Annotated in this window: 33 protein-coding genes; 16 read left to right on the top strand and 17 right to left on the bottom strand. The window is 52.2% G+C overall.

The genetic code is table 11. The annotated features are described in order from the left end of the window. Nucleotides 1-145: 145 nt before the first annotated feature. Complete coding sequence (locus MED297_RS21685; RefSeq protein WP_008048384.1) at nucleotides 146-799, bottom strand: DUF998 domain-containing protein; 654 nt, start codon at nucleotides 797-799, stop codon at nucleotides 146-148. 113 nt (nucleotides 800-912) lie between these two features. Here MED297_RS21685 and MED297_RS21680 point away from each other — a divergent pair, with 113 nt between their 5' ends. From MED297_RS21680 to MED297_RS20240, 3 genes are all read left to right on the top strand, one after another. Beyond that, nucleotides 913-1,509, top strand: coding sequence for a histidine phosphatase family protein (locus MED297_RS21680; protein ID WP_050762972.1), 597 nt, complete (start codon nucleotides 913-915; stop codon nucleotides 1,507-1,509). A gap of 55 nt (nucleotides 1,510-1,564) precedes the next feature. Then, nucleotides 1,565-1,738 carry a hypothetical protein gene (locus MED297_RS22235; RefSeq protein WP_008048379.1) on the top strand — a complete coding sequence of 58 codons (174 nt, stop codon included), beginning with the start codon at nucleotides 1,565-1,567 and terminating at the stop codon, nucleotides 1,736-1,738. A 183-nt stretch (nucleotides 1,739-1,921) separates the two neighbouring features. Beyond that, on the top strand, nucleotides 1,922-4,249 hold the full coding sequence (locus MED297_RS20240; protein ID WP_008048378.1) for a Tex family protein: 2,328 nt from the start codon (nucleotides 1,922-1,924) through the stop codon (nucleotides 4,247-4,249). 4 nt (nucleotides 4,250-4,253) lie between these two features. Here MED297_RS20240 and MED297_RS21675 read toward each other — a convergent pair whose 3' ends face one another. Further along, nucleotides 4,254-5,510, bottom strand: coding sequence for an HD-GYP domain-containing protein (locus MED297_RS21675; protein ID WP_008048373.1), 1,257 nt, complete (start codon nucleotides 5,508-5,510; stop codon nucleotides 4,254-4,256). A 162-nt stretch (nucleotides 5,511-5,672) separates the two neighbouring features. Here MED297_RS21675 and MED297_RS20230 point away from each other — a divergent pair, with 162 nt between their 5' ends. The 5 genes from MED297_RS20230 to MED297_RS20210 all read left to right on the top strand — a co-directional run bounded on the left by MED297_RS20230 (nucleotide 5,673) and on the right by MED297_RS20210 (nucleotide 8,745). Further along, nucleotides 5,673-6,002, top strand: coding sequence for an HU family DNA-binding protein (locus MED297_RS20230; protein ID WP_008048371.1), 330 nt, complete (start codon nucleotides 5,673-5,675; stop codon nucleotides 6,000-6,002). Nucleotides 6,003-6,111: 109 nt separating this feature from the next. Beyond that, nucleotides 6,112-6,621: an AsnC family transcriptional regulator gene (locus tag MED297_RS20225; RefSeq protein WP_008048369.1), complete on the top strand. Its 510-nt coding sequence runs from the start codon at nucleotides 6,112-6,114 to the stop codon at nucleotides 6,619-6,621. A gap of 96 nt (nucleotides 6,622-6,717) precedes the next feature. Continuing rightward, on the top strand, nucleotides 6,718-7,392 hold the full coding sequence (locus MED297_RS20220) for a YiaD family glycine zipper/OmpA-like lipoprotein (RefSeq protein ID WP_008048367.1): 675 nt from the start codon (nucleotides 6,718-6,720) through the stop codon (nucleotides 7,390-7,392). A 95-nt stretch (nucleotides 7,393-7,487) separates the two neighbouring features. Continuing rightward, a complete protein-coding gene (locus MED297_RS20215; protein ID WP_008048358.1) occupies nucleotides 7,488-8,396 on the top strand; it encodes a DMT family transporter in 909 nt (302 codons plus the stop codon). 1 nt (nucleotide 8,397) lies between these two features. After that, nucleotides 8,398-8,745: a hypothetical protein gene (locus MED297_RS20210; protein ID WP_040557730.1), complete on the top strand. Its 348-nt coding sequence runs from the start codon at nucleotides 8,398-8,400 to the stop codon at nucleotides 8,743-8,745. 19 nt (nucleotides 8,746-8,764) lie between these two features. On the opposite strand, the gene MED297_RS20205 is transcribed toward MED297_RS20210, so the two are convergent. The 3 genes from MED297_RS20205 to MED297_RS22230 are packed head-to-tail and all read right to left on the bottom strand — an operon-like array spanning nucleotide 8,765 to nucleotide 10,100. Further along, complete coding sequence (locus MED297_RS20205) at nucleotides 8,765-9,247, bottom strand: divergent PAP2 family protein (protein ID WP_008048350.1); 483 nt, start codon at nucleotides 9,245-9,247, stop codon at nucleotides 8,765-8,767. Nucleotides 9,248-9,286: 39 nt separating this feature from the next. Next, the gene (locus MED297_RS20200; protein WP_008048347.1) at nucleotides 9,287-9,952 is read right to left on the bottom strand and encodes a LysE family translocator; all 666 of its coding nucleotides are present in this window, start codon (nucleotides 9,950-9,952) and stop codon (nucleotides 9,287-9,289) included. Then, nucleotides 9,924-10,100 carry a hypothetical protein gene (locus tag MED297_RS22230; protein WP_154651025.1) on the bottom strand — a complete coding sequence of 59 codons (177 nt, stop codon included), beginning with the start codon at nucleotides 10,098-10,100 and terminating at the stop codon, nucleotides 9,924-9,926. Before MED297_RS22230 ends, MED297_RS20200 begins: the two co-directional genes overlap by 29 nt. Here MED297_RS22230 and MED297_RS20195 point away from each other — a divergent pair. Together MED297_RS20195 and MED297_RS20190 are read left to right on the top strand one after the other, a co-directional pair. Continuing rightward, a complete protein-coding gene (locus tag MED297_RS20195; protein ID WP_008048345.1) occupies nucleotides 10,099-10,752 on the top strand; it encodes a hypothetical protein in 654 nt (217 codons plus the stop codon). The two genes, MED297_RS22230 and MED297_RS20195, sit on opposite strands and share 2 nt — an antisense overlap. Beyond that, a complete protein-coding gene (locus tag MED297_RS20190; RefSeq protein WP_008048342.1) occupies nucleotides 10,753-11,367 on the top strand; it encodes a YHYH domain-containing protein in 615 nt (204 codons plus the stop codon). A 28-nt stretch (nucleotides 11,368-11,395) separates the two neighbouring features. Here the strand turns inward: MED297_RS20190 and MED297_RS20185 are convergent, their stop codons facing one another. From MED297_RS20185 to MED297_RS20165, 5 genes are read right to left on the bottom strand one after another with little or no spacing between them, the layout of a single operon-like run. Continuing rightward, on the bottom strand, nucleotides 11,396-12,031 hold the full coding sequence (locus MED297_RS20185; protein ID WP_008048341.1) for a UPF0149 family protein: 636 nt from the start codon (nucleotides 12,029-12,031) through the stop codon (nucleotides 11,396-11,398). Next, nucleotides 12,028-12,330 carry a DUF1244 domain-containing protein gene (locus MED297_RS20180; protein WP_008048339.1) on the bottom strand — a complete coding sequence of 101 codons (303 nt, stop codon included), beginning with the start codon at nucleotides 12,328-12,330 and terminating at the stop codon, nucleotides 12,028-12,030. Before MED297_RS20180 ends, MED297_RS20185 begins: the two co-directional genes overlap by 4 nt. Nucleotides 12,331-12,360: 30 nt before the next feature. Further along, nucleotides 12,361-12,750: a translation initiation factor Sui1 gene (locus MED297_RS20175; protein WP_008048338.1), complete on the bottom strand. Its 390-nt coding sequence runs from the start codon at nucleotides 12,748-12,750 to the stop codon at nucleotides 12,361-12,363. A gap of 39 nt (nucleotides 12,751-12,789) precedes the next feature. Continuing rightward, the gene (locus tag MED297_RS20170) at nucleotides 12,790-13,410 is read right to left on the bottom strand and encodes a BamJ family beta-barrel-assembly machinery protein (RefSeq protein WP_008048337.1); all 621 of its coding nucleotides are present in this window, start codon (nucleotides 13,408-13,410) and stop codon (nucleotides 12,790-12,792) included. Between the two features lie 51 nt (nucleotides 13,411-13,461). Continuing rightward, nucleotides 13,462-14,115, bottom strand: coding sequence for a DsbA family oxidoreductase (locus MED297_RS20165; RefSeq protein WP_008048336.1), 654 nt, complete (start codon nucleotides 14,113-14,115; stop codon nucleotides 13,462-13,464). Between the two features lie 167 nt (nucleotides 14,116-14,282). On the opposite strand from MED297_RS20165, the gene MED297_RS22675 reads away from it, so the two are divergent. Then, nucleotides 14,283-14,405, top strand: a complete 123-nt coding sequence (locus MED297_RS22675) for a hypothetical protein (protein WP_272912045.1) — start codon at nucleotides 14,283-14,285, stop codon at nucleotides 14,403-14,405. A 10-nt stretch (nucleotides 14,406-14,415) separates the two neighbouring features. Here the strand turns inward: MED297_RS22675 and MED297_RS20160 are convergent, their stop codons facing one another. Both MED297_RS20160 and MED297_RS20155 read right to left on the bottom strand, forming a co-directional pair. After that, nucleotides 14,416-14,988 (bottom strand): rhomboid family intramembrane serine protease, encoded by a 573-nt coding sequence (locus tag MED297_RS20160; RefSeq protein ID WP_008048333.1) that lies wholly within the window; start codon nucleotides 14,986-14,988, stop codon nucleotides 14,416-14,418. Nucleotides 14,989-15,015: 27 nt separating this feature from the next. After that, nucleotides 15,016-15,996: an NAD(P)/FAD-dependent oxidoreductase gene (locus tag MED297_RS20155; RefSeq protein ID WP_008048332.1), complete on the bottom strand. Its 981-nt coding sequence runs from the start codon at nucleotides 15,994-15,996 to the stop codon at nucleotides 15,016-15,018. A gap of 232 nt (nucleotides 15,997-16,228) precedes the next feature. On the opposite strand from MED297_RS20155, the gene ribA reads away from it, so the two are divergent. From ribA to MED297_RS20140, 3 genes are all read left to right on the top strand, one after another. Next, a complete protein-coding gene (gene ribA / locus MED297_RS20150; protein WP_008048331.1) occupies nucleotides 16,229-16,849 on the top strand; it encodes a GTP cyclohydrolase II in 621 nt (206 codons plus the stop codon). Between the two features lie 131 nt (nucleotides 16,850-16,980). Further along, the gene (locus tag MED297_RS20145) at nucleotides 16,981-17,889 is read left to right on the top strand and encodes an alpha/beta fold hydrolase (RefSeq protein ID WP_008048330.1); all 909 of its coding nucleotides are present in this window, start codon (nucleotides 16,981-16,983) and stop codon (nucleotides 17,887-17,889) included. Nucleotides 17,890-17,891: 2 nt separating this feature from the next. Beyond that, nucleotides 17,892-18,416, top strand: a complete 525-nt coding sequence (locus MED297_RS20140; RefSeq protein WP_008048329.1) for a GNAT family N-acetyltransferase — start codon at nucleotides 17,892-17,894, stop codon at nucleotides 18,414-18,416. Here the strand turns inward: MED297_RS20140 and MED297_RS20135 are convergent. The 5 genes from MED297_RS20135 to rpmH form a co-directional block, all read right to left on the bottom strand. Then, complete coding sequence (locus MED297_RS20135; protein WP_008048328.1) at nucleotides 18,394-18,816, bottom strand: (deoxy)nucleoside triphosphate pyrophosphohydrolase; 423 nt, start codon at nucleotides 18,814-18,816, stop codon at nucleotides 18,394-18,396. The genes MED297_RS20140 and MED297_RS20135 overlap by 23 nt on opposite strands. A gap of 3 nt (nucleotides 18,817-18,819) precedes the next feature. Then, nucleotides 18,820-20,187: a tRNA uridine-5-carboxymethylaminomethyl(34) synthesis GTPase MnmE gene (mnmE, locus tag MED297_RS20130; protein WP_008048327.1), complete on the bottom strand. Its 1,368-nt coding sequence runs from the start codon at nucleotides 20,185-20,187 to the stop codon at nucleotides 18,820-18,822. A gap of 127 nt (nucleotides 20,188-20,314) precedes the next feature. Next, nucleotides 20,315-21,994, bottom strand: a complete 1,680-nt coding sequence (gene yidC, locus MED297_RS20125; RefSeq protein ID WP_008048326.1) for a membrane protein insertase YidC — start codon at nucleotides 21,992-21,994, stop codon at nucleotides 20,315-20,317. A gap of 117 nt (nucleotides 21,995-22,111) precedes the next feature. After that, nucleotides 22,112-22,483 (bottom strand): ribonuclease P protein component, encoded by a 372-nt coding sequence (rnpA, locus tag MED297_RS20120; protein WP_202594577.1) that lies wholly within the window; start codon nucleotides 22,481-22,483, stop codon nucleotides 22,112-22,114. A 14-nt stretch (nucleotides 22,484-22,497) separates the two neighbouring features. Continuing rightward, nucleotides 22,498-22,632 carry a 50S ribosomal protein L34 gene (rpmH, locus tag MED297_RS21980; protein WP_083779514.1) on the bottom strand — a complete coding sequence of 45 codons (135 nt, stop codon included), beginning with the start codon at nucleotides 22,630-22,632 and terminating at the stop codon, nucleotides 22,498-22,500. Between the two features lie 683 nt (nucleotides 22,633-23,315). Here rpmH and dnaA point away from each other — a divergent pair. Together dnaA and dnaN are read left to right on the top strand one after the other, a co-directional pair. Next, entirely contained in the window at nucleotides 23,316-24,803 is a 1,488-nt protein-coding gene (gene dnaA, locus MED297_RS20115) for a chromosomal replication initiator protein DnaA (RefSeq protein WP_008048323.1), read from the top strand. Nucleotides 24,804-24,827: 24 nt separating this feature from the next. Beyond that, on the top strand, nucleotides 24,828-25,934 hold the full coding sequence (gene dnaN, locus MED297_RS20110; RefSeq protein ID WP_040557791.1) for a DNA polymerase III subunit beta: 1,107 nt from the start codon (nucleotides 24,828-24,830) through the stop codon (nucleotides 25,932-25,934). Nucleotides 25,935-25,936 lie beyond the last annotated feature (2 nt).

Raw genomic sequence — 25,936 nt, 5'->3', positions numbered from 1 at the left:
AAAGTTAATACCAATATAATACCTAAAGTGACTATTATCTAGCCATTAAGATACCTTATTTAATATTGGTATTATTTTATAAGCATGTCAGCCCCAACCAACGATCAGCAATATCTCGTTCATTCCTTGAACGACAGCCGCCGAATCACAATTGAGCATCGGTCTTGCGTTGAACCTGGAATGCAAAGACGATCATCCAGGTATAAATCAGCAACTCATACACCCGTTGCCAAAAGCCGATCCACTGCGGCTCTGAGATCAGATACCCCATAACAACCGAGCACGCCAACCAGGTCAGCAGACTGTAGAGTCGAAACGCACGCGAGCTGTGTTGACTCGGGGACAATGCCGCCAGCAACACCGCAAACAGAGCACTGAGATAAGCTAACGCTGCCGATGCCATGTGGGTTGAATGGGATAGCGTTGGCGATTCAGGCCGGCATTGAAAGTCACAGGTAAAAAATGACGCCACGATAATTAACAGAGCGTAAACGGCGATCATCAGCACCGACGCTCTCAACAGCACAGCACCCTGCAACCGGCCGAATGCCAACACTACGAAGCCCAGCACCAACAGTTCAGCCACCAGAAAGCCGGCCATGTTGACATAAATGCCGTGTGGCGCGCCGGTAGCCCCGAGTTCACTCATGAACTGTGTCAGGTGACTGTATCCGGGGTATGCAGCACCCGCCAGCAGTATTGCAATCACCAGCCAGCCCAAGCTGACCACCGGCAACAGGGTCAGCAGCGAGATTGAACGTTGTTTTGAAACATCCGCATTCACAGAAGAAGAGGTCATGATTTCCAGATTGTGTTGGTAAAAAACGCTATCTCAACGGATAACAGTGGTCGACACCACTGCCAAAAGTCCTCAAACTGATCATGACTTTTGACAGACCCTTAGAGCAAACCATGTTGCAACAACTGCTTTTGGTTCGGCACGCACAAACCGAGGAAAATCTTAAGCGCCGCATTCAGGGGCAGCGAGACACCCCACTGTCAGATACAGGAGTGCAACAGGCGCGACGGGTTGCCGAGGTGCTTCGCGGTGAACCCATTAATGCCCTCTGGACCAGCCCTTTACAGCGCGCCCGTCATACTGCCGAGCAGATTCAGCGTTTTCATAACTGCGACCTGACGGAACAACCCGACCTGATCGAGCGTCATTTCGGCAAGTTTGAAGGGCGACCGGTACAGACGTTGTTTGATGCTGAGGCGGCCCATTCTGGCGATCCACAAACCCTGACCATTCCCGGTGGTGAGTCGATGACCGATTTGCTGCAACGGGTTGATCGACTCTGGCAAGCCTGCCAACACGCGTCTCACCATCATCTGGTCCTGGTGGGTCATGCGGGGTTATTCCGACCGCTGATCGGGCGCATACTGAATCTTTCTTTTTCCGAATGGTTTCATCTCCCTCAGGCCAACACCTGCCTTCATCGCTTTCGCTTCAACGAGGACGGCGAGCTCACCGCCTGGCAGTTGAATGACCATGAACATTGTTTGTAAGGAGGCAGTTGCAGTAAAGTTGTCAATCAAGTTTATCGCTGTTCCAGGCCCGTCAATGCTGTATCGACGCTCACCTTCCGGCTTTACCCTGATCGAACTGCCGATCGTCGGCGTACGGTCGGCTCTATTGATTCCCCGCTATTGGGAGGTCGGCCGTCAGGCACGAATCCCGGCGGCTGTTATGTCCGGTACGACTCATTCGGAAACCCGATGTGCACCATCGACCTGATCAACGACGATTGTTGAAATCTGTGATCACGGCCTTTGCAAAGGCCCCCGAAAATCCCTAATAATCAAACAGTTAGCATTTGTTACGGGGCTTGCATTGGATCGGAAAAGATTCAATGATTCACCCTTGGCCTTGTCGGCATTACTCCCATCCCAAAGTTAGGTTCATTTCACCAGGATCATCATGTCATCTATTGAACAGAAAATTGCTCAGGAACTGAATGTTCAGGACCGTCAGGTCGCCGCGGCGGTGGCACTTTTAGACGAAGGGGCGACGGTCCCGTTTATTTCACGGTACCGAAAAGAGGTCACCGGCGGGCTCGACGATGGTCAGCTGCGTTCACTGGAAGATCGGCTGCGGTATCTGCGCGAACTTGACGATCGCCGTGCCAGCATTCTGGCCAGCATCGACGAACAGGGCAAACTGACCGATGAGCTGAAAAAGGCCATCCAGACCTCGGAAACCAAGACCGAACTGGAAGATCTGTACCTGCCTTATAAGAAAAAACGCCGCACCAAAGGTCAGATCGCGATCGAAGCCGGACTGGAACCGCTGGCGGACGCCCTGCTCAATGATCCAACGCTGGACCCTGAGGCACAATCGGCCGAGTTCCTGAACCCGGAAGCCGGTATTGAAGATACCAAAGCCGCACTCGATGGCGCTCGCTACATTCTGATGGAGCGTTTCGCCGAAGACGCCACCTTGCTGGGTCGTCTGCGCGAATTCATGTGGCATAACGGCGAAGTGCAGGCGCGGGTCATTGAAGGCAAAGAACGCGATGGCGAAAAGTTTCAGGACTATTTCGAACACAACGAAGCCCTGCACAAAGTTCCCGGTCACCGCGCACTGGCCATGTTCCGCGGGCGCAATGAAGGCATTCTGTCACTGAGCCTGGTGGTTCCGGACGAAGACCCTCGAACCGGCGGCAGCGGGGCTCAGATGGTGGCCGAACAATTTGGCATCGAAGACCAGAGTCGTCCCGCCGATAAATGGCTGCTGGACGTCTGCCGCTGGACCTGGCGCATCAAACTGCTGACCCACATCGAAACCGATCTGTTCAGCCGGATTCGAGAAACCGCCGAACAGGGCGCGATTGATGTCTTTGCGAAAAACCTCAAAGACCTACTGCTGGCGGCACCGGCCGGTCCAAAGGCCACCATCGGTCTCGACCCCGGTTTGCGTACCGGGGTAAAAGTGGCTTGTGTCGACGCCACCGGCAAGGTGCTCGATCACGGTGCCATCTTCCCGACACCGCCACAAAACCGGATTAAAGAAGCCGAGCAGGTGCTGGTCGCCATGTGTGCCAAGTACAATGTCGAGCTGATTGCAATCGGCAACGGCACGGCGTCACGCGAGACCGAACGATTTGTCAAAGACATGCTGAAAAACTATCCACAGATCAAAGCGCAGGCGGTGGTGGTCAATGAATCCGGAGCCTCGATCTACTCAGCGTCTGAATACGCCGCGCGTGAATACCCGGACCTCGACGTCACCATCCGTGGCGCCATTTCCATCGCGCACCGGTTACAGGATCCATTGGCCGAGCTGGTCAAAATCGATCCGAAATCCATTGGGGTGGGTCAGTACCAGCACGACGTGTCCCAGGTTGCGCTGGCGCGCCAGCTCGACGCCGTTGTGGAAGACTGTGTGAATGGCGTCGGGGTCGATCTGAACACCGCATCGGCTCCGCTGTTGTCACGGGTGTCCGGTTTGAACAGCACCATTGCCAATAACATCGTGGCGTTCCGGGATGCCAACGGCGCGTTCCGTTCCCGCAAACAGTTGAAAGACGTACCGCGTCTGGGACCCAAAGCGTTTGAGCAGGCCGCCGGCTTTTTGCGAATCATGAACGGAGACGACCCATTGGACCGCTCCGGTGTGCACCCGGAAGCCTATTCGGTGGTGCAACGCATTGTCGAATCGAGCCAGAAATCGGTTGAAGAGGTCATCGGTGACACCCGCTTCCTGAAAGCCCTGAACGCAGCCGACTACACCGACGACACCTTTGGTGTGCCGACGGTTACCGACATTATTAAAGAACTCGACAAACCCGGACGCGATCCCCGGCCGGAGTTTAAAACAGCGACGTTCCAAGAGGGTGTAGAAACACTCAAAGACCTGCGTCCGAACATGACACTCGAAGGCGTGGTCACGAACGTCACACACTTCGGTGCCTTTGTGGACGTTGGCGTTCATCAGGACGGCCTGGTCCACATCTCGGCCATGAGCCACAGTTTCGTCGATGATCCGTCCAGCGTGGTCAAAGCCGGCGACATTGTGAAAGTGAAAGTCATGGAAGTGGACGTTGCCCGTAAACGGATTGCGTTGTCGATGCGTCTGGATGACGACGCCAATGAACATGCCGAAGCCGGATCGCTCAAAGAAAAAAGCCGGGGTGGTCCGCGCCGTAACGGTGCGGGTAAAGCCAAGTCGTCGTCACAGAAAGCACCGGCCAACACACTCGATTCGTTGTTCGATGCCGCCTTGTCCGGAAAAAAAGGCCGACTCTGATCGATTAGGATTGCAGCAAGGACGCTGCGTAGTCTTCCAGTCGAATACCCAGGTAGCCATCCGGTTTGACATCCCGGATGGTCACCGGCTCCTGACCTTCGATCTGAGCCATTGTCGACAGGTCCCAGGTAGCGCCCAGATGATAACCCTCCGAAGTCGGCATCAGGATACGAACTTTCGGGTACAGTCGCTGACCTTCGACGGCCTGAACAACGACGGCCAGATCGCCCGTTGACAGAGAAACCAGCGTTCCGGGCGTCACCCAGCCCATGAACTGAATAAACGCTTCCACCAGCGTTTTGTCGAACTGAGTACCCCGCATACGCCACAAGATACTCATCGCCTCATGGTGGGAGCGAGCCTGCTGATAAACCCGGTTCGAGGTAATGGCATCATAAGCATCCACCAGGCCAACGATACTGGCCATTTCATCAATCTGATCACCCACCAGCCCACGCGGATATCCATGCCCATCCGGTCGTTCGTGATGGCCGAGAATGGCCTCCAGAATACGCGGCGACATATCCGGTTCTTGTCGGAGACGATCGTAACCGAACTGGGAATGCTGCTTCATATGTTCGTATTCTTCTGGCGTCAATCGACCGGTTTTATTCAGAATTGATGCGTCGATATCGATCTTACCAAGGTCGTGCAGTAAACCGGCAATACCAACCTGCGCGACTTCTTTCGGTGAACGGCCAAGGGCATTCGCCAAGCCCATCGCTAACAGACTGACATTAATGCAGTGCTCTGCGGTGTAACGATCCTCATGCTTGATTCGCGTCAGCCAGACCAAGGCAGGCAGATTGGCCGTTAACGTCAGTGCAATGTCCTTCACCACATGAATGGTTTTACGGACGTTGATGGATTCAAGTCGGTCAAAATGCTGAATCAGTCGTTCGGCTTCAGCGGACAGGTTCAGATAATTGGTCAGCGATGTGCGCATAGACGCTGCCGTCAATGGGGAGCGACTTAACACGGCCGGTTTGGCTAACAGGTTTGGTGAGGTGACTTGACGAGGGGTGGCACCCGGGCGCGCGTTCGCCCGACTTTTTTGCAGATCAATAACAGCCCAATCGCAGTGCCGGCGAATCCAGTTCACCTCAGATTCATCCGCAATCAAAAAACCCTGCAGCAGAAAAGGGGTTTTTTCCCAGTGCAACGACAGGCGGGCAACATAATGACCAATACGGATCTGTTGACTGTCGATTTTCTGCTGATTTTCCCAAATTTCTGAATCTGGATTCTGATCGTGTGTCACTGACTGATTCCAACTATTACAATCTACATCATAGCTTGCACTTGGTTTTCCTGCATAAATGTTTGGGTTTTCGACCGATAGTCTATTGTCTTTTTGCCTAACTTTGTAATACTCCTGCCCATTAATAACAAGGTTATTCACCAAACATCAAAGGACATTCCGATGGCTAAAAAAACGACCGCTGTTAAAGAACGTTTCACTAAAACTCAGATTCTGACTGAGATCGCCGAAAACACCGAACTCAGCAAAAAGCAGGTTCAATCTGTTCTTGACGAGCTGTCGGATGTGATCGAGCGTCACATTAAAAAACGTGCCTGTGGCGAGTTTGTACTGCCGGGTCTGATGAAAATTCAGACGGTGAAAAAGCCTGCTCGCAAAGCCCGTCCCGGCGTTAACCCATTCACCGGCGAAGAAATCATGATCGCTGCTAAACCTGCCAGCACCACCGTTAAAGTCCGTCCGTTGAAAAAACTGAAAGACATGGCCAGCTAACTTACGCTGTCGAGCTCCGGTCCGGGCAAATTCCCGGACCGTGTTCATTCCCAACCCACACTAACCGTCAGCGTCATCCACGCTGTTTCTGACTGACAAGTCCGATGCCGTGACTCAGGAAGCCACCCGATCCCGCCCACTTGATCGAATCGATCTGAAAATACTGCGTGCACTTCAGGACAATGCCCGACTGTCCTATGTTGAGTTAGCCCAAATTGTTGGACTCTCAACGACGCCTTGCATGGAGCGGGTCAAACGACTGGAAAATTCACGTGTGATTCAGGGTTATCATGCCAAGCTCAACTCTGATGCGTTGGGGCTGGAGTTACTCGTCTTCCTGGAAATCACACTGGCCAGTCAATCCCCCGAAGCGTTTGCAGAGTTTCGCAAAGCGACAGAAAAACTGGCGTTTGTTCAGGAGTGTCATCTGATCTCCGGACAATCGGATTATCTGTTAAAAGTTCGATTGACCGACTTGAAAAGTTATCGCAAACACCTTGGCGAACTGTTGCTGGCCCTTACCACACGTTCGCGAATCAAAGAGTCACATCGTCATGGAAGATGCGAAGCAAACGAGGCGTTACCGCTGGATCTGGTCAGTCATCGCTTTCGTAACTAATCGACCAAACCCGAGACAGACGCTGAAAGGTTTTCCCTTAGTGCCGCTTTTTCGCTAAGGTTTTTAACAACCCCCTTAAGTAAAGGAGAGACTGAAATGCAAAATTGGGCAAAAATCGGCCTGCCATTGGCCTTGACCGGCGCAGTTCTGTCCGGTTGTACCACGCTCGAAGCCTACACCGGTGAGACTCAAATCAGTGGTGCATCCAAAGGCGCCATTGCCGGTGGCCTGATAGGTGCGGTTATCGGTGCAGCCACCGCACCTAAAGAAGAACGTGCAAAACGCGCCATCATTGGTGCCGGTATCGGCGGCGTTGCCGGCGGTGGGGTTGGCTACTACATGGATCAGCAGGAAAAAGAACTGCGTGATGAACTGGTCGGTACCGGTGTTCAGGTTAAACGCACCGAAGAAGGTCAGATTGATCTGATTATGCCAGGCAACATCACCTTCGATGTCAACAGCTCAACCGTTGCCGATGGTTTTATTCCAACGCTGCGTTCTGTCGCTAAAGTGTTGAAAGAGTATGAAAATACCCTGGTGACCATCAGTGGCCATACCGACAGCAGTGGTTCCGAAGACTACAACCAGTTGTTGTCAGAACAACGTGCCACGTCCGTTGCGAACATCATTTTGCAGGAAGGCATTGTCGTAGAACGGGTGGCAGCAGCCGGCTATGGTGAACTGCAGCCGATCGCCAGCAACGATACGCCGGAAGGCCGGGCCGAAAACCGTCGGGTCGAAATCACCCTGGATGCCATTGTTGCGGAATAATCCCGATCGGTGCTGAGCCGACGTCTGTTCAGATCACCATCCCATACGGCAGAGCGCGCTCTGCCGTTTTTAGTTCATTGGACTCGGACATAAACGTGGAATACTTAGGGTATCTTGCTGCACTCGGTGCCGCGGCCAGCTGGGCCTGTGCCGGCCTGTTATCAGTCGGTCCGGTAAGACAACTGGGACCCATACCATTCAACGCTTTACGCATGTTGATGGTGGCAAGCCTGCTGACTCTCTGGCTGACCTTTACCGATCATTGGTCCTGGCCGTCACGGGATTCCTTCGGCATCTTAATGCTATCCGGGTTCGTCGGCATATTTCTCGGCGACACTCTGTTATTTACCGCGGTTAAGATTCTCGGCCCGCGCATGGCCGGACTTTTGTTCGCCACCAATGCACCGTTAACCTTCATCATCGGTATCCTGATTTTTAAGGAAACCTATACGCTGTTGAATCTGCTTGGCGTACTGGGCGTCATCGGTGGCGTCTTCATCGCCATTTCATCGCGAGCGAATGCCGGCAAACATCACTGGGAACAGTCGGTCGGTCATGTTGGTCTGGGTTTATTAGCGGGTTTTGGCGCGGCGACCTGTCAGTCGTTAGGGGTCGTGTTGATTGCCAACCTGCTGACTGACGGACAGGATCCGGTCTTTGCTACCATGTTGCGGGTTTGGGTAGCCGTAATCTGTCTGTTCCTGACCCTGCTGCTGTTCCCGCGTTTTACCGGCGGATTTCGTCCTTACCGATCGTTAACGCCGCGCCTGACTGGCCGTCTGTTTCTCAGTGGCTTTATGGGCATGGCGTTAGGGATGAGTCTGTACCTGACCTCAGTGTCACTGGCACCGATGGGCATCGTGACCATTCTCAGTGCCACCACACCGGTCATCCTGTTACCCATTGCCTGGTTGATTACCGCCGAACGCCCGCACAATCGATCACTGTATGCGGCCATCCTGGTGGTCATGGGGGCCGCTCTGATTTTCACTAATGGAGGCTGACATGACGTTCAAACATCAACTGTTTCAACGACTGCAACCCTTTGCCCGCCACTATGCATTATTCAAATGGCTGTCGCTCGCTCAAGCCATTGGTACGGTCCTGTTACCGCTGATCATGCCAGACATCGAAACAGCACTCTGGATGTTAAGCTTGGCACTGTTGGCGTTTTGGTTATCAAACTATGCCCTGTTGCGAATGGCCCATCACTATCAAGCCGATCGCAAAGGCTTGTTAGCCTGGGTGAATAATCTTTGGGAAAACCTGCTGGTCATCAGCTGGGCGGTGTTACTGGTGAGCATTATTTATCTGGTCATCAAGCTGGTTTTGTATCTGAGCGGACAACCCTGAGTACAGTCAAACGGCTTGTTCAGGCGAGAGGTTGCCACCAGTGAAAAACGCCATAGGCAATGACTGCACCAAAGGTCAGCCCGGCTGCGACCTCGCCGACACTGTGACCAATGCGTTCCCGGAAGCGCTGAATCACCAGCTTGCCACGATTCGGATCATCACTTTTCGCCAGATCCCGCAACTTCATGAACTCTTCGGTCAATATGTTCAAGGCCGCCGCGTGCCGGCCAGCTGCCAAGCGAACCCCCATCGCGTCATAAGCCACCACCGACGTGAAAATAAAAGACAAGGCAAACAAGCTGGAACCAAACCCCTCGTATAAACCGATCGCCATGGTCAATGCGGCGACCGTCGACGAATGGCTACTGGGCATACCACCGGACGCGAACACCACACCGGGACTCAAACTTCGGTGAGTCAACGCCTGAATGACGGCTTTCGCGGTTTGCGCAGACAGGTTTCCGATTACCGCAGCCATCAGAGGAAAAGAGAACAGTTCCATAATATCCTTTCTTATCAGTTCAGTATTGGCTTCGACAACTCAGCCCAGAGCCAACCAGCCACCCACGAACAGCATCAATGATCCTGAAATGCGATTGAGTACCCGCACATTTGAAGACTTTTGCAACAACAGATTAAGTGTCTGCCCACCGGAAGCATAAGTCAGCAACGCTAGAAATTCGATCAGCAGTATCATTAGCACCAAGACGGATAACTGACCGGGCAATGGTAATGATTCATCGATAAAGGGCGGCAGCAGGACCATGAAAAACGCCCACCCTTTAGGATTCGCAACCGCAGTTAAAAACCCTTGTGAGCACAGCGCAAACCGGGTCACCCGATCATTCTGAGCGTCCACAGACTCGGGAATGGCCATTTTACCGCGCGAGCGCCACATCTGAAAACCGAGCCAGGCCAGGTACAGGCCGCCACACCATTTAAACAGGGTAAAAGCCCACGGTGCACTGAGCATGATGGCCGCAACACCGATCACCGCAGCAATCGCCACCAGACCGACTCCGATCAGTTCACCGGCCATCATCCAGAGCGTCCGACGTACTCCCTGAGTAATCCCCAGGGTCATGGATAACGTCATACACATGCCCGGGGTAAAAGAGACAAACAGAAAAGTCGGCACGAAAGCCGCCAGTAACGCCCAGTTCAACAACGCACTGCCCTCAATTAATGACACGGAACTGCTCACCATAATGATTCATTGTATGAATACCAGTGCTTTTTACACGCCAGGTGCGCAGGGTGCTAAAGTTCGGTTCCGGAATGCGGTTCAAGCTTTCTTTCAGCACAGCTGTGATACACTTTTCTGTAATGTGTCTTTCAAATAAGGATTGGATCATGCGATCGCTCTTTATCACCGCAGCCACGGCCGCACTGGCTTTGACCAGCACGGTCGTTTCAGCCGACGTCGGTGTTCTCGACCGATATCAATGTCACAACCATCAACAGACCGGTCAATACCATTGCCATGGTCCGGCCGATCTGGCCAAACTGGGCGGCTTTGTCGCGGGTGTCGATGGCCGGGTGCAGGCCTGGTCTGTGGACGGTGGTGAAACTTACCTGTTCGCAGGTATTGCCGCCAACGCCGAATACAACTATCGCTGGGTCGCTGTCACTGGCAGCTACTTCATAATGCCGATGGTGACCGGTGTCGATGCCGACGATGTGACTTTCGATGACTCCGTTATGCAACAAGGCTGGGAAATCGGCGCCAAAGTCGGTCCGGGTGTCGGTCGAAAAGGCTCGAAGGTTTATCTGACGGCCGGCTGGTCTAATTCAGACCTAACCGACAAAGGCAACTCAGCGAACGATGCCACCCTGTCAGGTTACTATGCCGGCGTCGGTTTCGGTGCCAACACGGCAACACTGGCCGTCGATGCTGTCGCCACTTATCGGGATCCGGCCTCAGTGACGGACTTCCTAGAAGGTCAGGGTACCACCGGCGATGTTCTGGTGTTTGATACCCGCGTATCGGTGGGGTGGCGATTCTAAGTGAAAAAGCCAGCCTTATTTTTTGGCTGCCTGCTGTTAAGCACGGTCTCAGCTTGGGCAAGCCCCGGTGCTGTGGATCGTTATGGCTGCCACCGAGACCCTTCCACCGGCGATCGTCACTGTCACGGATCACCGGAAGAAGCCAAGCGAACGCATGTTTTGATGGGCGTCATCAGCACCACCGATGCCTGGTTCTATGACGATGGGCCAGCCAATGTCTTCAGCGGCATCGGCGCTCAACTCGAGGTCGGCCGGGAGCATATTGCCGGCTACGGCGCCTATCACTATGAATGGCACCTGACCGGTTCAAGCGATTTCAGCGTGCGCGGATGGGATATCGGGTTAAAAGCCGGACCTGACATCGCCAAGTTAGGCTTGCACCCGTTTGTGTTAGCGGGCTACTACAACTTCACCTTTGAAGTGCCGGGTCAGTTATTACCATACTCCGGCCTGCAATATGGCGCCGGACTGATTTGGAACCATCCCTCAAGTGCCATGGAGCTGAAGCTGGTATACAGAGATCCGGCTGACGTTGAAGCGAACTGGCAGTTACTTGGTTACTCCGGTGTAACCGCCACATTAAACGCCCAGGTGGGTTACCATTTCCGCTTTTAATGTTTAAACAAGCGAGGCTCAACGACCCTTAGTGCGTTGCGCCTCGATCCGCTTCCGTGGCCATTCCTAAGCGAACGTGTAAGTCGGCTGCCTTCGGCAGGGTTTTCAGTACCTGTTCGGCCAACTGATCCGGACGCATATCGGAGTTGCGATTGCGCAGATAGGTGCGCGCGTTTTCAGCACTGGCAAAGAACGTTAACGCAAACCGTTGCGATTCCAGTTCCTGACGCAGCGATTCTGCCAACAAGGCAGACCAGATCGATTCAACCCGGCGATAGCCCACTTCAAAACCGTGACTGAAGCTGTTCATCGGACTGCCGGGTTGCATCGCTTTCACCGGATCAGATCCAACTTCGGGCAGAGCATACTTCTGTTGCACCTGACGCGATTTACTGTGCGTGGCATACGAGATCAACAGATTGACGGCATCCGCCGGTGCCTCATCCGGTTGTTGAATCAGTGGCAACAGATCTCCCAACCATTCCGTCGGTGATAAAGACGCCGGTGCCGCATTAATGGCAAACAGGTAACCGTCGATGGACGACAGATTCGGAAAAAGCTCATGGCTGGCCACCCGGTCCTGGGTAGAGAGCCGGTCAAAGCGTTCCTGCAGCCCATTCAGGGCATCACGGTAGCTGACGCTTTTTGCCCATTGCCCGCTCATGAAGGGTCTCCGCTCTGCGTTTTGTTAAACTGTGCCTGTTGCTCAGCGGTTGCCTCAGTCTGGTAACGGGCCTTCCAGGTTTCGTAAGGCATGCCATACACACGTTCGCGGGCAGCCTCTTTATCGATGGTTTCACCGCGTTCATCCGCCGCTTCGCTATACCACTTTGACAGGCAATTTCGGCAGAAGCCGGCGAGGTTCATCAAGTCGATGTTCTGCACATCTTTACGAGTATCCAGATGCTCCAGCAATCGGCGGAACACGGCAGCTTCGATTTCAGTCTGTGTTTGCTTGTTCATGTCGGTTTATCCGTAATGAGTGGAACGGCCTCAGCCGCCGGCTTTTTTGACCTGATAGCCCTTATCGGTCAGTACGCTCAGCAGCAGATCGCGATGTTCACCCTGAATTTCGATGACACCGTCTTTCACCGTGCCTCCGGTACCACAGCGGGCTTTCAGTTCTTTGGCCAGCTTTTTCAAGTCCGATGGTGCTAACAGAACACCATCGACCAGCGTGACACCTTTGCCTTTGCGTCCTTTGGTTTCCCGACGCAATCGGACGATGCCATCACCGTCGGGCACGATATCACGCTGGCATTGGCAGTCGTCCACCGGATGGTCGCAATCAGGACAAATGCGACCGTCTTCGGTGGAGTAAACCCGTGACGACCCGAACAGACTGTCCAGGTCTGACAGCGATTGCGCTTTCTTTTTAGCCATGAATGTTCCTGAATAGCGAGTCCGGTCGTTTGTTCACACTCAGACGATATCGAGCAGTTCAACGTCGAAAATCAGTGCCTGATAAGGGCCGATAACATTGCCTGCGCCTTGCGCTCCATAAGCCAGGTTATGCGGAACATACAGCTTCCATTTGTCGCCCGGAACCATCAGCTGCAATGCTTCGGTCCAACCGGGAATGACACCGTTCACAGCAAACTCAATCGGTTCGCCACGCTGAACGGAGCTGTCAAACACATCGCCACTGACCAGGGTCCCGTGATAGTGAACCTTCACTTTTGAGTTAACCGCAGGCTTTTGGCCAGAGGCATCACCGGAAGATAAAACTTCGTATTGCAGACCCGAAGCAGTGACGGTGACATTGTCGCGCTTCGCGTTTTCATCGAGAAAAGCCTGGCCTTCGGCGGCCAGTTCTTTTTCCTTTTCGGCCTGAGCTTTGGCCATCTGCTCACGGATCACATCATAGGCTCTCTGCATATCGATCGGCGCGATAGGGTCGGCTACCTGATTAAAAGCATCCAGCACACCTTCGGTAACGGCATCAATGTCCAGTCCTTCAAAAGGCTGTTCCAGCAGTTGCCCGCCCATCTGACGACCAATGCCATAGCTGACGCGAAGTTCCGGGGTATCGTATTTCGACATAATTATTCCAGTAGTGAAGGGTAAAAATTGCGGCGCAGTTTATCACAGCGCTCAAGGTGTTTGTGAGGACTCACTGTCGATTTGGCGCAGTGCCTGAACAAAGGTTTGTGGCGGCTGGCCACCAGTGATGGCGTATTTTTGGTTCACAATAAAGGTGGGGACTGATTGAATACCCATCTGATGCATGCGCTGCTGTTCTTCACGAACGGTTTCACTGTATTCATCGCTGTCGAGAATGGCCTGTGCGCGCGTACGATCCAAACCAACAGACTCAACAACCGCCAGCAAGATCTCCGGATCGTTCAGACGTTGATTGTCGGTAAAGTGGGCTTTGAACAATGCCAGCTTCAGCTCGGTCTGTTTTCCTTCGGACTTAGCCCAGGTCAGTAACCGGTGACAATCGAAAGAATTGATCATCATGCCATCGTCCGCAAACTGAAAGGTAAAACCGGCGGCTTCGCCCATCTGACGAATGCGATCACGGTTTTCATCGCTCTGGGCTTCAGTAATGCCATATTTCTCCATCAGGTGTTCGCGCATGTTCTGGCCTTCACGCGGCATCTGCGGATTTAACTCAAAGGCATGCCACTCAACATCGGCTTCAATGTCAGGCAGTTCCTGTAACGCTTTTTCCAGATTCTTGTAGCCGATGACACACCAGGGACACATGACATCAGAGACAATTTCGATCGATATTCGGGACATAGACACACTTCTTCACAAATTAAAGGGGAGAGCTGAAACAGCCATTTCATGGTGCAATGGCGGCAGGTTTAGCAGGTTCAAGGGCGGTACTGTGATTTTCTGTAATCGACAAATGTTTCGATATCGACTTTAGTCTTATATACGAAAGTCGTATAGGGAACCCGCTCATGCCCATGCCCGAAGGTCGACCCGAATCCAAACCTCATGCATTGCCCTACATAGCTGTTGGTCTCGTACAGGGGTTTATGCTGACGGTGGTTATCTTTCTGTTACTGCTGTTTGGGCTCTGAACATCAGCGCTTATGACCGCGCTCGACCCATGATCACGGCACTGAACAGTCCGGCAAGAAAACCAAACAGGTGGGCTTCAAAAGACACCCAGTGTTGTTGTGGCAGTACACCCAACAACAGGCCGCCATATACGATCCCGATACCGATGGAAATCAGCAGCAGTTTCAACTCCCGACTGAGCATCCCAGCCAGTAGCAAGTATCCGAAATAGCCAAAGATCAACAAACTGGACCCCATGTGATAGGCCGGTCGCCCAAACCACCAGACTCCCAGGCCGCCCAGTACTGTCACGGTCCAGGTAACCAACCAGAACCGGGCCAGACCATGCTGAAACAACAATAACCCAAACAACGTCAGCATGGTCAGATTACTCAACAGATGCCATAGATTGGCATGCAGAAAAGGCGCAAAGGGTATGTGCCAGAGGCTATCCGGATGACGAGGTAAAATACCCAGCCCACTCAACGCCCTACCGGTGAGGCTGTTCACTATCTCGATCAGCACCATCAAGGTCAGCAGCATGCCCAGATGACGAATCTGGCGCGTCAATGGAACCGGGTAACGGCGAATCGGGATCAGCATAATGACCTGGACAGTTAACCCGTTAGACTATGAGAACGACTGACAAACCTGATCAGCGAGCGTTTGCGCACTGATCCAGGCATCTTCCAGACGACTGCCCAGCGTCCAATCCCCCGCCAGTCCAATAGCCTGAGCCGAATCCCATTGCGGGATGACAACCGCATCATGACTGGCACGGGCGTGTAACCATCGGTGTGAGAAATAATCATGGATCGACAGTGGATGCCCGGCTAACCGATCTAATAGAAATTGCGACTGTTGAATCAGCAACTCGCCATCGGCATTGAGATGGTTGGCCGTCCAGGACGGGGAAAAGTGAATCATCCAGGTCTCATAGCTGTCCGGTCGGCCTGGCTTGGACGAATCCCGGCAAGCCCAGGTAACAATGCCATCGTTGGCGAACAACGCATCCGCTTCAATACCAGAAGGTTGATCTAAAGCGATCGCGGTTGCCCAGGTCGGGCTCATCCGCGCATGCTTCATCGCCGGCAGGGCCGCCGAGTTTTCCGGCAACAACGCCAGAGACTGTGCCAGTGGCGCCGTGATCAATACCGCATCAAACTGCCCATACTGTTCACCATGCTCATCCCAAAGCCGCCAGCCTCCGTCGACCCGTTCCAGCCGATCGATACGGGTACGGGTGTAAAACTCCAAACCGTCACTGAGACCATGAATCATTGCATTCATCGTTGGTGATCCAACATAGCGGATCTGCTCGTCCGGGGAGGGTACTAAGGTTTCCCGACCGAGCTTCCAGGGCGTTACCGGCCAAACGGATATCCAGCCTTTTTGTTGCCAACGATCGACTTCTGCTTTGAACTGCTCCGATCTTGCAGTGAAATACTGAGTGCCATGATCAACCTGCCAGTCGTCTCGCCGCCGGGTGGATAAGCGACCACCGCGTCCCCGGCTTTTTTCAAAGACAAAACAATGGTGTCCTGATTCATGAAGACGATGAGCGAGACTGACACCGGCCAGGCCAGCGCCGATTACTGCAAAGGTTGCCATACTGATTCACCCTGGAGCGCTTATATAAAGTTGAGTTTCGCTGCCCCTGCTTTGTTACGCGTCTCAATTTGACGGTCGACACCTGTTTGCTGATTAAAGAGGCGACTGTCTTGGGGAATGCGAGACCCGATTACTCTGACTATCATTAAAGCAGAAAATTGCAGGCTTCTGCGCCTTTAATGCGTAAAAATCACCCCTATAATGCTTACACATCTGTTAGCCCGGAATTAACATGCCTGCACATCCCAAGACCAAAGTTCGCGCCAATGTCCCGGTCCCACTCACCGAGGCGGCGATTCAGACACGATTTGTCAGCTTTTCGGGATTCAACGACGATAAAGAACACATCGCCATTATCTACGGTCAACCGAATGATCAGGATGCGCCATTAGTGAGAATTCATTCAGAATGTCTGACCGGCGATGTATTCGGCTCTCAACGTTGCGATTGTGGCGATCAACTTCACGAAGCTCAGAGAATCATGGCGGCCGAGGGCGGCGTTTTACTGTATCTGCGACAAGAAGGCCGGGGTATCGGTTTGTACAACAAACTCGACGCCTACGCGTTACAGGATCAGGGAATCGACACTTACAAAGCTAACGAAATGCTGGGCTTCGACCACGACTCAAGGGATTTCACTCCAGCCATCGATATGCTGAAAGCACTGGATCTAACCCGGGTCCGGCTGTTGTCCAACAACCCGCACAAAGCCGACGAACTGGTGGCCGCTGGCATTGACGTGACAGAACGCATTGAAACCGGTGTTTATGTCAATCAGTTCAACGCTGAATATCTGAAAGCCAAGGTTGAGCAACAGAATCACCGCATCAAACTAAAAGACTCACAGTCTTAGGTGATAAGGCGCCATTCAGGAGGTGCAAATGACCACCAGACCTCTTAAGCTGTGAGTTTACTCGGGATTAACCCTGAATAACCTGTGCATAGTTGTGGATAACATTATAAAAAGAGGACTAGCATACCGCGATGCAGTACATTGAAGAGTTTCTGACCGCTCCGGATAATCACGACATTCCCGTCCGCATGTGGCGGCCCAATCGTGTGGATAACATTCTGGTGATCGCCCACGGTATGGCTGAGTACTGTGAACGATATGCGCCTCTGGCCGATTGGTTAGCGGAATCAAACATTGCCGTTGTCGCGTTAAACCATCGTGGTCACGGGATGGATTGCCCGGATCAGGACCTGGGCCATTACGCCGATCGCCGTGGCTGGGAAAAAGTCATCGGTGACCTGGACCAGACCATAACCTGGGCGAAGCAACAACTTCCAGGCGCACCTCTTACCCTGTTCGGACACAGCATGGGATCGTTTATCAGTCAGTCTTATCTGCAAACGCATCCAACGTCGGTTTCACAGCTGATTCTCATGTCCACCAATCGCATCAACCGTCCGTTACTGAATGCCGCCAAATGGCTGGTCAATGGAATCAAGTTGGTTCGAGGCCCACGAGTCACCAGTCCAACCATCGAAGCACTGAGTTTCGGGTCCTTTAACAAAGCATTTCGTCCGAATCGAACTGAGTTCGATTGGCTCAGCCGCGACCATGACCAGGTTGACGCCTACATTGCTGACCCTTATTGCGGGTTCGATTGTACAACCCAACTGTGGGCTGATTTCATCGGTGGAATGCTATCCATTCGTTACCATCTTTGGCCTGAATCCGTTCCGGTGCACCTGCTCTCCGGAACGGATGATCCCGTCGGCGAACAAAGCAAAGGCATTCGGCGTATGGTGAAGGAAATGACTCAGGCAAACCGACCTCCTACAACCTTCAAACTCTATGAAGGCGGCCGTCATGAACTGGTCAATGAAACCAACGCCATGGAAGTGTGGACTGATTTAAAAACCTTGGTTCAGAACGGCTCTCTGTAACCATGTCCGCCGAGTTCCAGTTCAGAACACTAACCGAATCGGATGCCCAGGGCTTTCGGAAACTCCGGCTTTTGGCTCTGAAACAGGTGCCGCGAGCCTTCGGTGCCAGTTATGAAACCGAATCTGCACAGCCTCTCAGCTTCTTTCAGGATCGCTGTAAAACCACCGTCGACAAAATCACCTTTGGTGCCTTTTATCAGGGCAACTTAATCAGCATTTCCAGTCTTGTGCGAGAAATGGCACCGAAATGCCGGCATTATGCATCGATCTTCTCGGTTTTTACTCATTCGGATTTTCGTGGTCAGGGACTGTCGAAACATCTGCTATCGCAATGTATACAGCAGGCTCGCCAATGGGCAGGCGTGGACTACCTTCAGTTAGGAGTGGCGACGGACAATGCCGCCGCATTGGCGGTTTATCAACAGGCCGGGTTTCAAATCTGGGGGACTTTGCCGGCCGCCCTCAGGGTGAACGGTGAAGATATTAATGAACACTGCATGGTGCTCAGACTTGCGGAAAACGCTTAATCTCTTTCAGTTTATCCACAATGGGGATATCGGCAGGTGCCCAGTTCAGATCCGACAAACCGGAGAGGCTCGACCAATGCAATGCGTCGTGGTCCGTCAAGGTAAACTCACCCGAGTAACGAGTCACCCAATACGCCATTAAGTGCAGAGTTCGATCGTTACTCACATAATGATTGTCGGCGAAATAGTCGCCAATGTCGGCAATAATGCCAAGTTCTTCCTTTAACTCACGATGTAAGGCTAGCTCTGGGGTTTCACCTGTTTCAATTTTGCCACCGGGAAATTCCCAACACCCCGCCATCGATGTGCCTTCAGCTTTGCGGGCACACAGTACCCGATCAGCGGACACCAGAATGCCCGCAACAACCGGTAAAACGTTGTGTGGATAAGCCTCGCTCATGCCTTATTTACCAATGCAGAAAGAGCTGAATATTCGGCCCAGTAAATCGTCGGGACTGAACTCTCCGGTTATTTCGTTCAGGGCGTTCTGAGCGACTCGCAGGTCCTCGGCCAACAACTCCCCGGCGGCTGGTCCCAACAGCTGAGCAAGACCATTGTCCAGTGCCTCTGCAGCCCTCAGAAGGGCATCCAAATGACGTTTACGAGCAATAAATCCGGATTCATGGTTACCTTCAAAGCCCATTAACTGCTTCAGGTGATCACGTAAGTGATTGACCCCGGCTCGGTTTTGCGCGGATAACCGGATGACAGGAACCGCAGAATCCATATTCAGTCCCGCTGCTTCACCGGTCTGATCAATCTTGTTCCGAATCACCGTCAGTTGCGCGCGTTCAGGCAGTCTGTGCATAAAATCCGGCCAGATGGTTTCAGGATCCACAGCATCGGTGTCGGTCGCATCAACCATCAGTAAGATCCGGTCCGCGGTTTCGATCTCAGCCCAGGCCCGCTCAACACCGATGCGCTCGACCGCATCGGGAGCATCGCGCAGCCCAGCGGTATCAATAATATGCAACGGCATGCCATCGATGTGAATGTGCTCTTTTAAGACATCACGCGTGGTTCCGGCTATGTCCGTGACAATGGCCCGTTCTTGACCGGACAGCGCGTTGAGCAGGCTGGATTTACCGGCGTTAGGGCGGCCGGCAATGACGACCGTCATCCCATCACGCATCAGACTGCCCTGATTGGCCGTTGCCTGTACGTCAGCCAGTTGGCTCATCACCTGACGTAAATCCGTTTCCACTTTACCATCGGACAAAAAGTCGATTTCCTCTTCAGGAAAATCAATGGCGGCTTCAACGTATATCCGCAGCTGTATCAACTGTTCAACCAACTGATGCACTGCATTGGAAAAATCGCCCTGTAGCGAGCGTACCGCTGAACGCGCCGCTTCGCGGGAACTGGCATCGATCAGATCGGCAATCGCTTCGGCCTGGGTCAGGTCGATCTTATCGTTCAGAAAAGCGCGTTCTGAAAACTCCCCCGGACGAGCCAAACGACATCCAAGAGAACAGACGGCTTCTAACAATAACTCCAGAATCACCGGACCACCGTGCCCTTGCAGTTCCAACACATCTTCACCGGTAAAGGAGTTCGGCCCCGGGAAAAACAGCGCGATACCTTCATCAATAACATCACCCTGTGTCGGATGATAAAAAGGACCGTAGTGGGCATAACGTGGTTCAGGCCGTTTCTTCAGGATTTTTTCAGCAACGGCAGTGGCTGCTTTACCGGAGACCCGGACAATACCAACACCGCCCCTTCCCGGTGGTGTTGCAATGGCAGTAATCGTATCGTTAGAAGCAATCATATAACGGCCTGTCTGAACAATTTGAAGAGTGATAGGGCACCCGCCCCAGTATGCCGACTTTCATTTCTGAAGGCATAAAAAAAGGCAGACCGGCTTAACCGGACTGCCTTGTTGGTTTAATCAGCGGTCAGGTTTTCGCCTTGGCTTTCGCTTCATCCCGCTCAATATTTTTATTCACAATGTACTGTTGAACAATGGTGATCACGTTGTTGGTGAACCAGTACAGAGTCAAACCCGCTGGGAACCACAGGAACATAAAGGTAAACATCACCGGCATGAACTGCATGATTTTCTGCTGCATCGGGTCCATGGTTGGCTGTTGCTGCATACGCATTTGCAGGAACATGGATGCCCCCATCAGCAGGGGCAGAACAAAGAACGGATCTTTCAGCGACAAATCCTGGATCCAGAAAATAAACGGAGACTGACGCAGTTCAACCGATTCCATTAACACCCAGTACAGGGCAATAAAGACCGGCATCTGAACCAGCATCGGCAAACAGCCACCCAGAGGATTCAACTTTTCCTTCTGGTACAGCTTCATCATTTCCTGACTCATCTTCTGGCGATCATCGCCGTACTGTTCACGCAGTTCCGAAATGACCGGCGCAAACTTACGCATCTTACCCATGGAGCGATAAGACGAGGCCGTCAATGGGTACAAGACCATTTTCACCGTCAATGTCATCAACACAATGGACCAACCCCAGTTACCGATCAGACCATGGATGAACTGCATCAACCAAAACAGAGGTTGGGCGATCCACCACAACCAACCGTAATCGACGGTTTTTTCCAGGTTGTCTGCGAGCTCGTCCAACTGATCCTGATCTTTCGGTCCTACATAGAGCTGAGCACCGGTAGATACAGACTCACCGGGTCCGACAACCACCGTTGGTGCCTGGAAGCCGACATAATAGTCTCCGGTAGATCCTTTCTGACCGTAAAAAGCGTTATTGTCATTTGCTGACGGAATCCAGGCTGACAAGAAATAATGCTGCAGCATGGCCACCCAGCCACCGACCTTGGAACCATTAAAGCGGCCGTCATCCAACTCGCCGAATTTCACTTTTTCGTAGGCAGAGTCTTCAGTAGAGAAGGTTGCCCCCAAGTATGAGCGCATACCGATGCCACTACCGGCACTCGGATCCTGCGAACGGTCACGACGCAACTGTCCAAACAAGTTGGTTCGCAGCGTATCTGAACCTTGGTTGGTCAGATCAAAGCGTACGTCCATGACGTAAGCGCCACGATTAAAGGTATAGACTTTGTTCACGACTAAGCCATTGTCGGCTTCATGCGTCAGCACGACTTCCAGCTGATCGGCATCGCCAAGCTCATAAGTAGACTGTTCGGCGCTGAAACGGGCGCGCGATTGGCGGTCAATACCATCTTCACCCACCAAACCGCTCTGCGCGATGTAAGTACGGGTCGTATTGTTCTCAAACATGCGGAAAGGGATGTTCGGCGTTTCCAGGCTGTATGGATATTCCGGCAGGGCGGTATAGATGACGTCGCCTCCGTCCAGACTGATCCGTACATCCAAGGTATCAGTGCGCACACTGATCACATCACCATTCACCTGAGAGGTCGCGGGAGCCTGTCCTGCCTGGGTGTCATTTGCCACATCCGGGTTACCGGTCGGAACCTCAGAGGCGACTGCATTGTCGGAGTTCAGATCACCCGCAATGACAGCGTCAGCGGTATTGACAGGATTGGTTTGCGAGTAGTCATTCGACCATTGCAGAATCATGATGTAAGAAACAATCGCTAGTCCAGCGATCAGGGCGATACGGCGTACGTCCATAATTGAATCCAGTTGGGTGACCACTTATGAGCGGTGGGTTTTATAGTGAAAAAAACGCCGAAATGGTACCTGTGGTCAGGCATTTTTGCCAGAGCGAAAAACGTCTCATCAGGCTTTTCATGACCTGGCGCGACGACTGAGTTTTTCAAACTGTTTGCGGACCAGCCGGTGCAGTTCTGCATCGCTTAAAGACCCCAGTCCTTTCCGTCCCATGAAAATGATATCCAGAGGCGGTAATTCCTGTTGATGGAGGCGCAGATATTCGCGGGCATAACGTTTGATACGATTTCGTTGAACCGCGAGACGAACGTTTTTCTTAGAAAGGATAAACCCGAGACGAGGGCGATTTTCAGAGTTATGGCGGGCAAGCAGCAGACAGTGCTCGGCAGGCGCTTTGACGTCGACCTGGTCAAAAACCGTTCGGAACTGCGCGGGAGACAAGAGTCTCAAGTCGCGTCGAAAGCCAAACGGTTTTTGCATCACTGACATGTTTGGTTCAGTGATCAGGCACTCAGAGAAGCGCGACCGCGGGCACGACGACGAGCCAGAACTTTACGGCCGTTTTTCGTAGCCATGCGTGAACGGAAACCGTGTGAACGCTTGCGCTTAAGATTACTAGGTTGAAATGTACGTTTCATGATACCGATCTCTTTCAGGTTACTGAGTTGAAACAGCAACGTAAGGGTTTTATGTAACCAGATGCTAGAACCCTAAAATCTGATCACTTCAAATTTGGACGGCGGATTCTAAAGACTTTACCGCACCAAATCAATGCTGTTTTTTTAATCAAACCTGGATTTTTAAACCTTATCGAAGATCGATCTTACAGGCCTGTTCAAATCGTTTGAGTCGAAGAACGGATTATTAAGAATATAAAGTATATTGGTTTATATGTTTTTCTTGTTCTTTGTTTTTATATATAGAGCAGGCTGTTTTCTGTGTGTAAATCTAAAATTTCCTTAAAAAACAATTACTTAAATAAATATTATGTCTGGTAAAACCTCAGAACAAAGGGCGGATAGCCTGAGTACGAAGCGTGGACAACTCATCTAGTTATGCACAATAAATGGTGCACAATTTCATAAACAGTCTTGTGCACAGAGTTATAACTCTGGTTATACACACCTTGTTTAAGGTTAGGTTAATGGCGTAGTTTTGGCCGTAAAACCCCTTGGTAGAGGGGTTTTTCGCCATTCTGGTCGAACCGAGCCAGAGCACTCAGGTAATTCAAAAGGTTGTGAGTAAAATATGTATGTCAGGGTAGCGACCCTAACGGTGAGCAGTTAAAATGGCCGGCCGTTTTAACGTTCCGGAGTCCTGAGTGTTGGACACAGTCTGGCAACAATGCCTTGATCAGTTGCGCAGTGAGTTGCCTTCCCACCAATTCAATACCTGGTTAAAGCCGCTCGGGTTGTCTGAGCAGGCCGAGGCACTGTTGTTATGTGCACCTAACCGGTTTATTGCCAATTGGGTTCGGGATAAATATCTGGAACGTATTCAGGTCATTGCTGAAGGGTATGGGTACGACGGGCAGGTTGCGATCGAAGTCCGTAGCAAAGGTGCTTCGCGATCCTTTACCTCAACTCGGTCAGACACCAACGATACCAGTCGATCGGCACCGGTGGTGTCGGTGGAAGCACCCGCAGTAGCGGAAAGCCCGAGTACCTCTGAGTCGATGCCGGATACTGGTGTTGCCGGTTCATCAACCGACACCGCTCGCTCAGTTGTTGTGCCTTCTGAAGGTGTTGAGGTTAAAACCACAGGGTCCAGCCGCGGCCGCAATAAAGTGCAGAGTTATCTTAATAAAGCCTTTACCTTTCAGTCGTTTGTTGAAGGTAAGTCGAATCAACTCGCTCTGGCCGCCAGTCAGCAAGTCGCTGAAAACGCCGGCGGTGCTTATAACCCGCTGTTTATTTATGGCGGGGTGGGCCTGGGTAAAACCCACCTTATGCAGGCGATTGGTAATGAGATTATTGCTAACAATCCAACCGCCAAGGTGGTTTATCTGCACTCTGAACGCTTTGTGGCGGATATGGTAAAAGCGCTGCAATTGAACGCAATGGCGGAGTTTAAACGGTTCTACCGATCATTGGATGCCCTGTTGATTGATGATATTCAGTTTTTTGCTAAAAAAGACCGATCTCAGGAAGAGTTTTTTCATACCTTTAACGCCTTGCTGGAAGGTAATCAGCAGGTGATTCTGACCTGTGATCGGTTCCCCAAAGAAATTGACGGCCTGGAAGATCGCTTAAAGTCCCGATTCGGATGGGGCTTGACTGTGGCGGTCGAACCTCCTGATCTCGAAACCCGCGTTGCCATTCTGATGAAAAAGGCGGAACAGGCGAAAGTCAAACTTCCGGCTGAGTCCGCTTTTTTTATTGCGCAGCGAATTCGATCAAACGTGCGCGAGTTGGAAGGTGCATTAAAACGGGTCATTGCCAATGCGCAGTTTATCGGTGCACCGATTGATACCGCATTGGTGAAAGAAGCGCTGAAAGATCTGCTCGCGTTACAGGATAAGCAGGTCAGCATTGATAATATTCAGCGGACAGTGGCGGAATACTATAAGATCAAGATTTCTGATCTGCACAGCAAACGGCGCTCTCGCAGTATTGCCCGGCCAAGACAGGTGGCCATGGCATTGTCTAAAGAACTGACTCAACACAGTTTGCCGGAAATCGGTGACGCCTTTGGTGGACGCGACCACACCACGGTGTTGCATGCCTGTCGAAAAGTGAAAGAATTACGTGAAACCAACCAAGATATACGCGAAGATTACAGTAATCTACTGCGAACATTGACCACCTGACGAGACAACGGATAAGGCCTCATGATTCAATTTTCTCTAGCACGTGAACAGCTGCTGAAACCCCTGCAACTGGTGAGCGGGGTCGTGGAAAAACGACAAACGCTGCCGGTTCTGTCAAATGTGTTATTGGAGGTCGAGGGTAATCAGTTAGCGCTGACCGGTACGGATCTGGAGGTCGAGCTGATCGGGCGTGTCGAGCTCAGTGAGCCTGCCAGTGATGGTGCGATTACCGTACCCGCCAAAAAGTTCCTCGATATTGTTCGATCATTGCCTGAAGACGCCATCATCAGTTTACAGCAGACTGAAGATCGGGTGCAGGTGGCCAGTGGTCGGTCCAAGTTTACGCTGTCATCCTTACCGGCCACTGAGTTTCCGAATATCGAGCAGGATGAGAACGCTCAGGAATATCGCCTGCCTCAGAATCTGCTGTCCCAGCTGATCGATGCGACCGCCTTTGCCATGGCACAGCAGGACGTTCGGTACTATCTGAATGGTATGTCTGTGGAACTGAATCAATCGCTGGTGCGTACGGTCTCGACCGACGGTCACCGTTTGGCCATGAGTTCCCGTCATGTTGACGGTTTGAATGTACCGGAACGTAAGCAGGTTATTGTACCGCGCAAGGGTATTCTCGAACTGAATCGATTGCTGAGCGATGACGATCAGCCCGTGCAACTCTATATCGGGTCAACGCATTTGCGTACGACAACCGATGAGTTCACTTTCACTACCAAGTTGGTCGACGGTAAGTTCCCGGATTATGAACGGGTCATTCCGCGTGGTGGCGATAAAGAAGTGGTCGGTGACCGCCAGGTGATGAAGGCCATTTTCAGCCGAGCAGCCATTCTGGCGAATGAAAAGTACCGCGGCGTTCGGATGTCACTCAGTGAAGGTTCACTGGTCGTTAAAGCCAATAACCCAGAGCAGGAAGAGGCTGAAGTTGCGGTTGAAGTTGATTACAGCGGTCCGGAACTGGAAGTTGGCTTTAACGTCAGTTACCTGTTGGATGTGATGAATGTTATTCGTGGTGAGCAGGTTCGATTTGTGTTGGCCGATGCAAACTCATCGGCGCTGTTGACCGACTTCGATGATGACTCGTCCATGTATGTTGTCATGCCAATGCGACTGTAATT

The organism is Reinekea blandensis MED297 (genome assembly GCF_000153185.1).
Classification (GTDB): domain Bacteria; phylum Pseudomonadota; class Gammaproteobacteria; order Pseudomonadales; family Natronospirillaceae; genus Reinekea; species Reinekea blandensis.
The sequence above is the reverse complement of the archived record's forward strand: the minus strand, read 5'-3'. Positions and strand labels throughout refer to the sequence as shown.

Excerpts from the sequence above, each read along its gene's own strand:
- rpmH (WP_083779514.1), bottom strand. The coding sequence starts at position 22,632 with ATGAAACGTACATTTCAACCTAGTAATCTTAAGCGCAAGCGTTCACAC.
- MED297_RS20195 (WP_008048345.1), top strand. The coding sequence starts at position 10,099 with ATGCGATCGCTCTTTATCACCGCAGCCACGGCCGCACTGGCTTTGACC.
- MED297_RS20155 (WP_008048332.1), bottom strand. The coding sequence starts at position 15,996 with ATGGCAACCTTTGCAGTAATCGGCGCTGGCCTGGCCGGTGTCAGTCTC.
- ribA (WP_008048331.1), top strand. The coding sequence starts at position 16,229 with ATGCCTGCACATCCCAAGACCAAAGTTCGCGCCAATGTCCCGGTCCCA.
- MED297_RS20220 (WP_008048367.1), top strand. The coding sequence starts at position 6,718 with ATGCAAAATTGGGCAAAAATCGGCCTGCCATTGGCCTTGACCGGCGCA.
- MED297_RS20175 (WP_008048338.1), bottom strand. The coding sequence starts at position 12,750 with ATGGCTAAAAAGAAAGCGCAATCGCTGTCAGACCTGGACAGTCTGTTC.
- MED297_RS20180 (WP_008048339.1), bottom strand. The coding sequence starts at position 12,330 with ATGAACAAGCAAACACAGACTGAAATCGAAGCTGCCGTGTTCCGCCGA.
- MED297_RS20165 (WP_008048336.1), bottom strand. The coding sequence starts at position 14,115 with ATGTCCCGAATATCGATCGAAATTGTCTCTGATGTCATGTGTCCCTGG.
- MED297_RS20170 (WP_008048337.1), bottom strand. The coding sequence starts at position 13,410 with ATGTCGAAATACGATACCCCGGAACTTCGCGTCAGCTATGGCATTGGT.
- MED297_RS21680 (WP_050762972.1), top strand. The coding sequence starts at position 913 with ATGTTGCAACAACTGCTTTTGGTTCGGCACGCACAAACCGAGGAAAAT.
- MED297_RS20240 (WP_008048378.1), top strand. The coding sequence starts at position 1,922 with ATGTCATCTATTGAACAGAAAATTGCTCAGGAACTGAATGTTCAGGAC.
- rnpA (WP_202594577.1), bottom strand. The coding sequence starts at position 22,483 with ATGTCAGTGATGCAAAAACCGTTTGGCTTTCGACGCGACTTGAGACTC.
- MED297_RS20140 (WP_008048329.1), top strand. The coding sequence starts at position 17,892 with ATGTCCGCCGAGTTCCAGTTCAGAACACTAACCGAATCGGATGCCCAG.
- MED297_RS20160 (WP_008048333.1), bottom strand. The coding sequence starts at position 14,988 with ATGCTGATCCCGATTCGCCGTTACCCGGTTCCATTGACGCGCCAGATT.
- MED297_RS21685 (WP_008048384.1), bottom strand. The coding sequence starts at position 799 with ATGACCTCTTCTTCTGTGAATGCGGATGTTTCAAAACAACGTTCAATC.
- MED297_RS20230 (WP_008048371.1), top strand. The coding sequence starts at position 5,673 with ATGGCTAAAAAAACGACCGCTGTTAAAGAACGTTTCACTAAAACTCAG.
- MED297_RS20205 (WP_008048350.1), bottom strand. The coding sequence starts at position 9,247 with ATGGAACTGTTCTCTTTTCCTCTGATGGCTGCGGTAATCGGAAACCTG.
- mnmE (WP_008048327.1), bottom strand. The coding sequence starts at position 20,187 with ATGATTGCTTCTAACGATACGATTACTGCCATTGCAACACCACCGGGA.
- MED297_RS22675 (WP_272912045.1), top strand. The coding sequence starts at position 14,283 with ATGCCCATGCCCGAAGGTCGACCCGAATCCAAACCTCATGCATTGCCC.
- MED297_RS20210 (WP_040557730.1), top strand. The coding sequence starts at position 8,398 with ATGACGTTCAAACATCAACTGTTTCAACGACTGCAACCCTTTGCCCGC.
- yidC (WP_008048326.1), bottom strand. The coding sequence starts at position 21,994 with ATGGACGTACGCCGTATCGCCCTGATCGCTGGACTAGCGATTGTTTCT.
- MED297_RS22235 (WP_008048379.1), top strand. The coding sequence starts at position 1,565 with ATGCTGTATCGACGCTCACCTTCCGGCTTTACCCTGATCGAACTGCCG.
- MED297_RS20185 (WP_008048341.1), bottom strand. The coding sequence starts at position 12,031 with ATGAGCGGGCAATGGGCAAAAAGCGTCAGCTACCGTGATGCCCTGAAT.
- MED297_RS20145 (WP_008048330.1), top strand. The coding sequence starts at position 16,981 with ATGCAGTACATTGAAGAGTTTCTGACCGCTCCGGATAATCACGACATT.
- MED297_RS22230 (WP_154651025.1), bottom strand. The coding sequence starts at position 10,100 with ATGATCCAATCCTTATTTGAAAGACACATTACAGAAAAGTGTATCACA.
- MED297_RS20135 (WP_008048328.1), bottom strand. The coding sequence starts at position 18,816 with ATGAGCGAGGCTTATCCACACAACGTTTTACCGGTTGTTGCGGGCATT.
- MED297_RS20200 (WP_008048347.1), bottom strand. The coding sequence starts at position 9,952 with ATGGTGAGCAGTTCCGTGTCATTAATTGAGGGCAGTGCGTTGTTGAAC.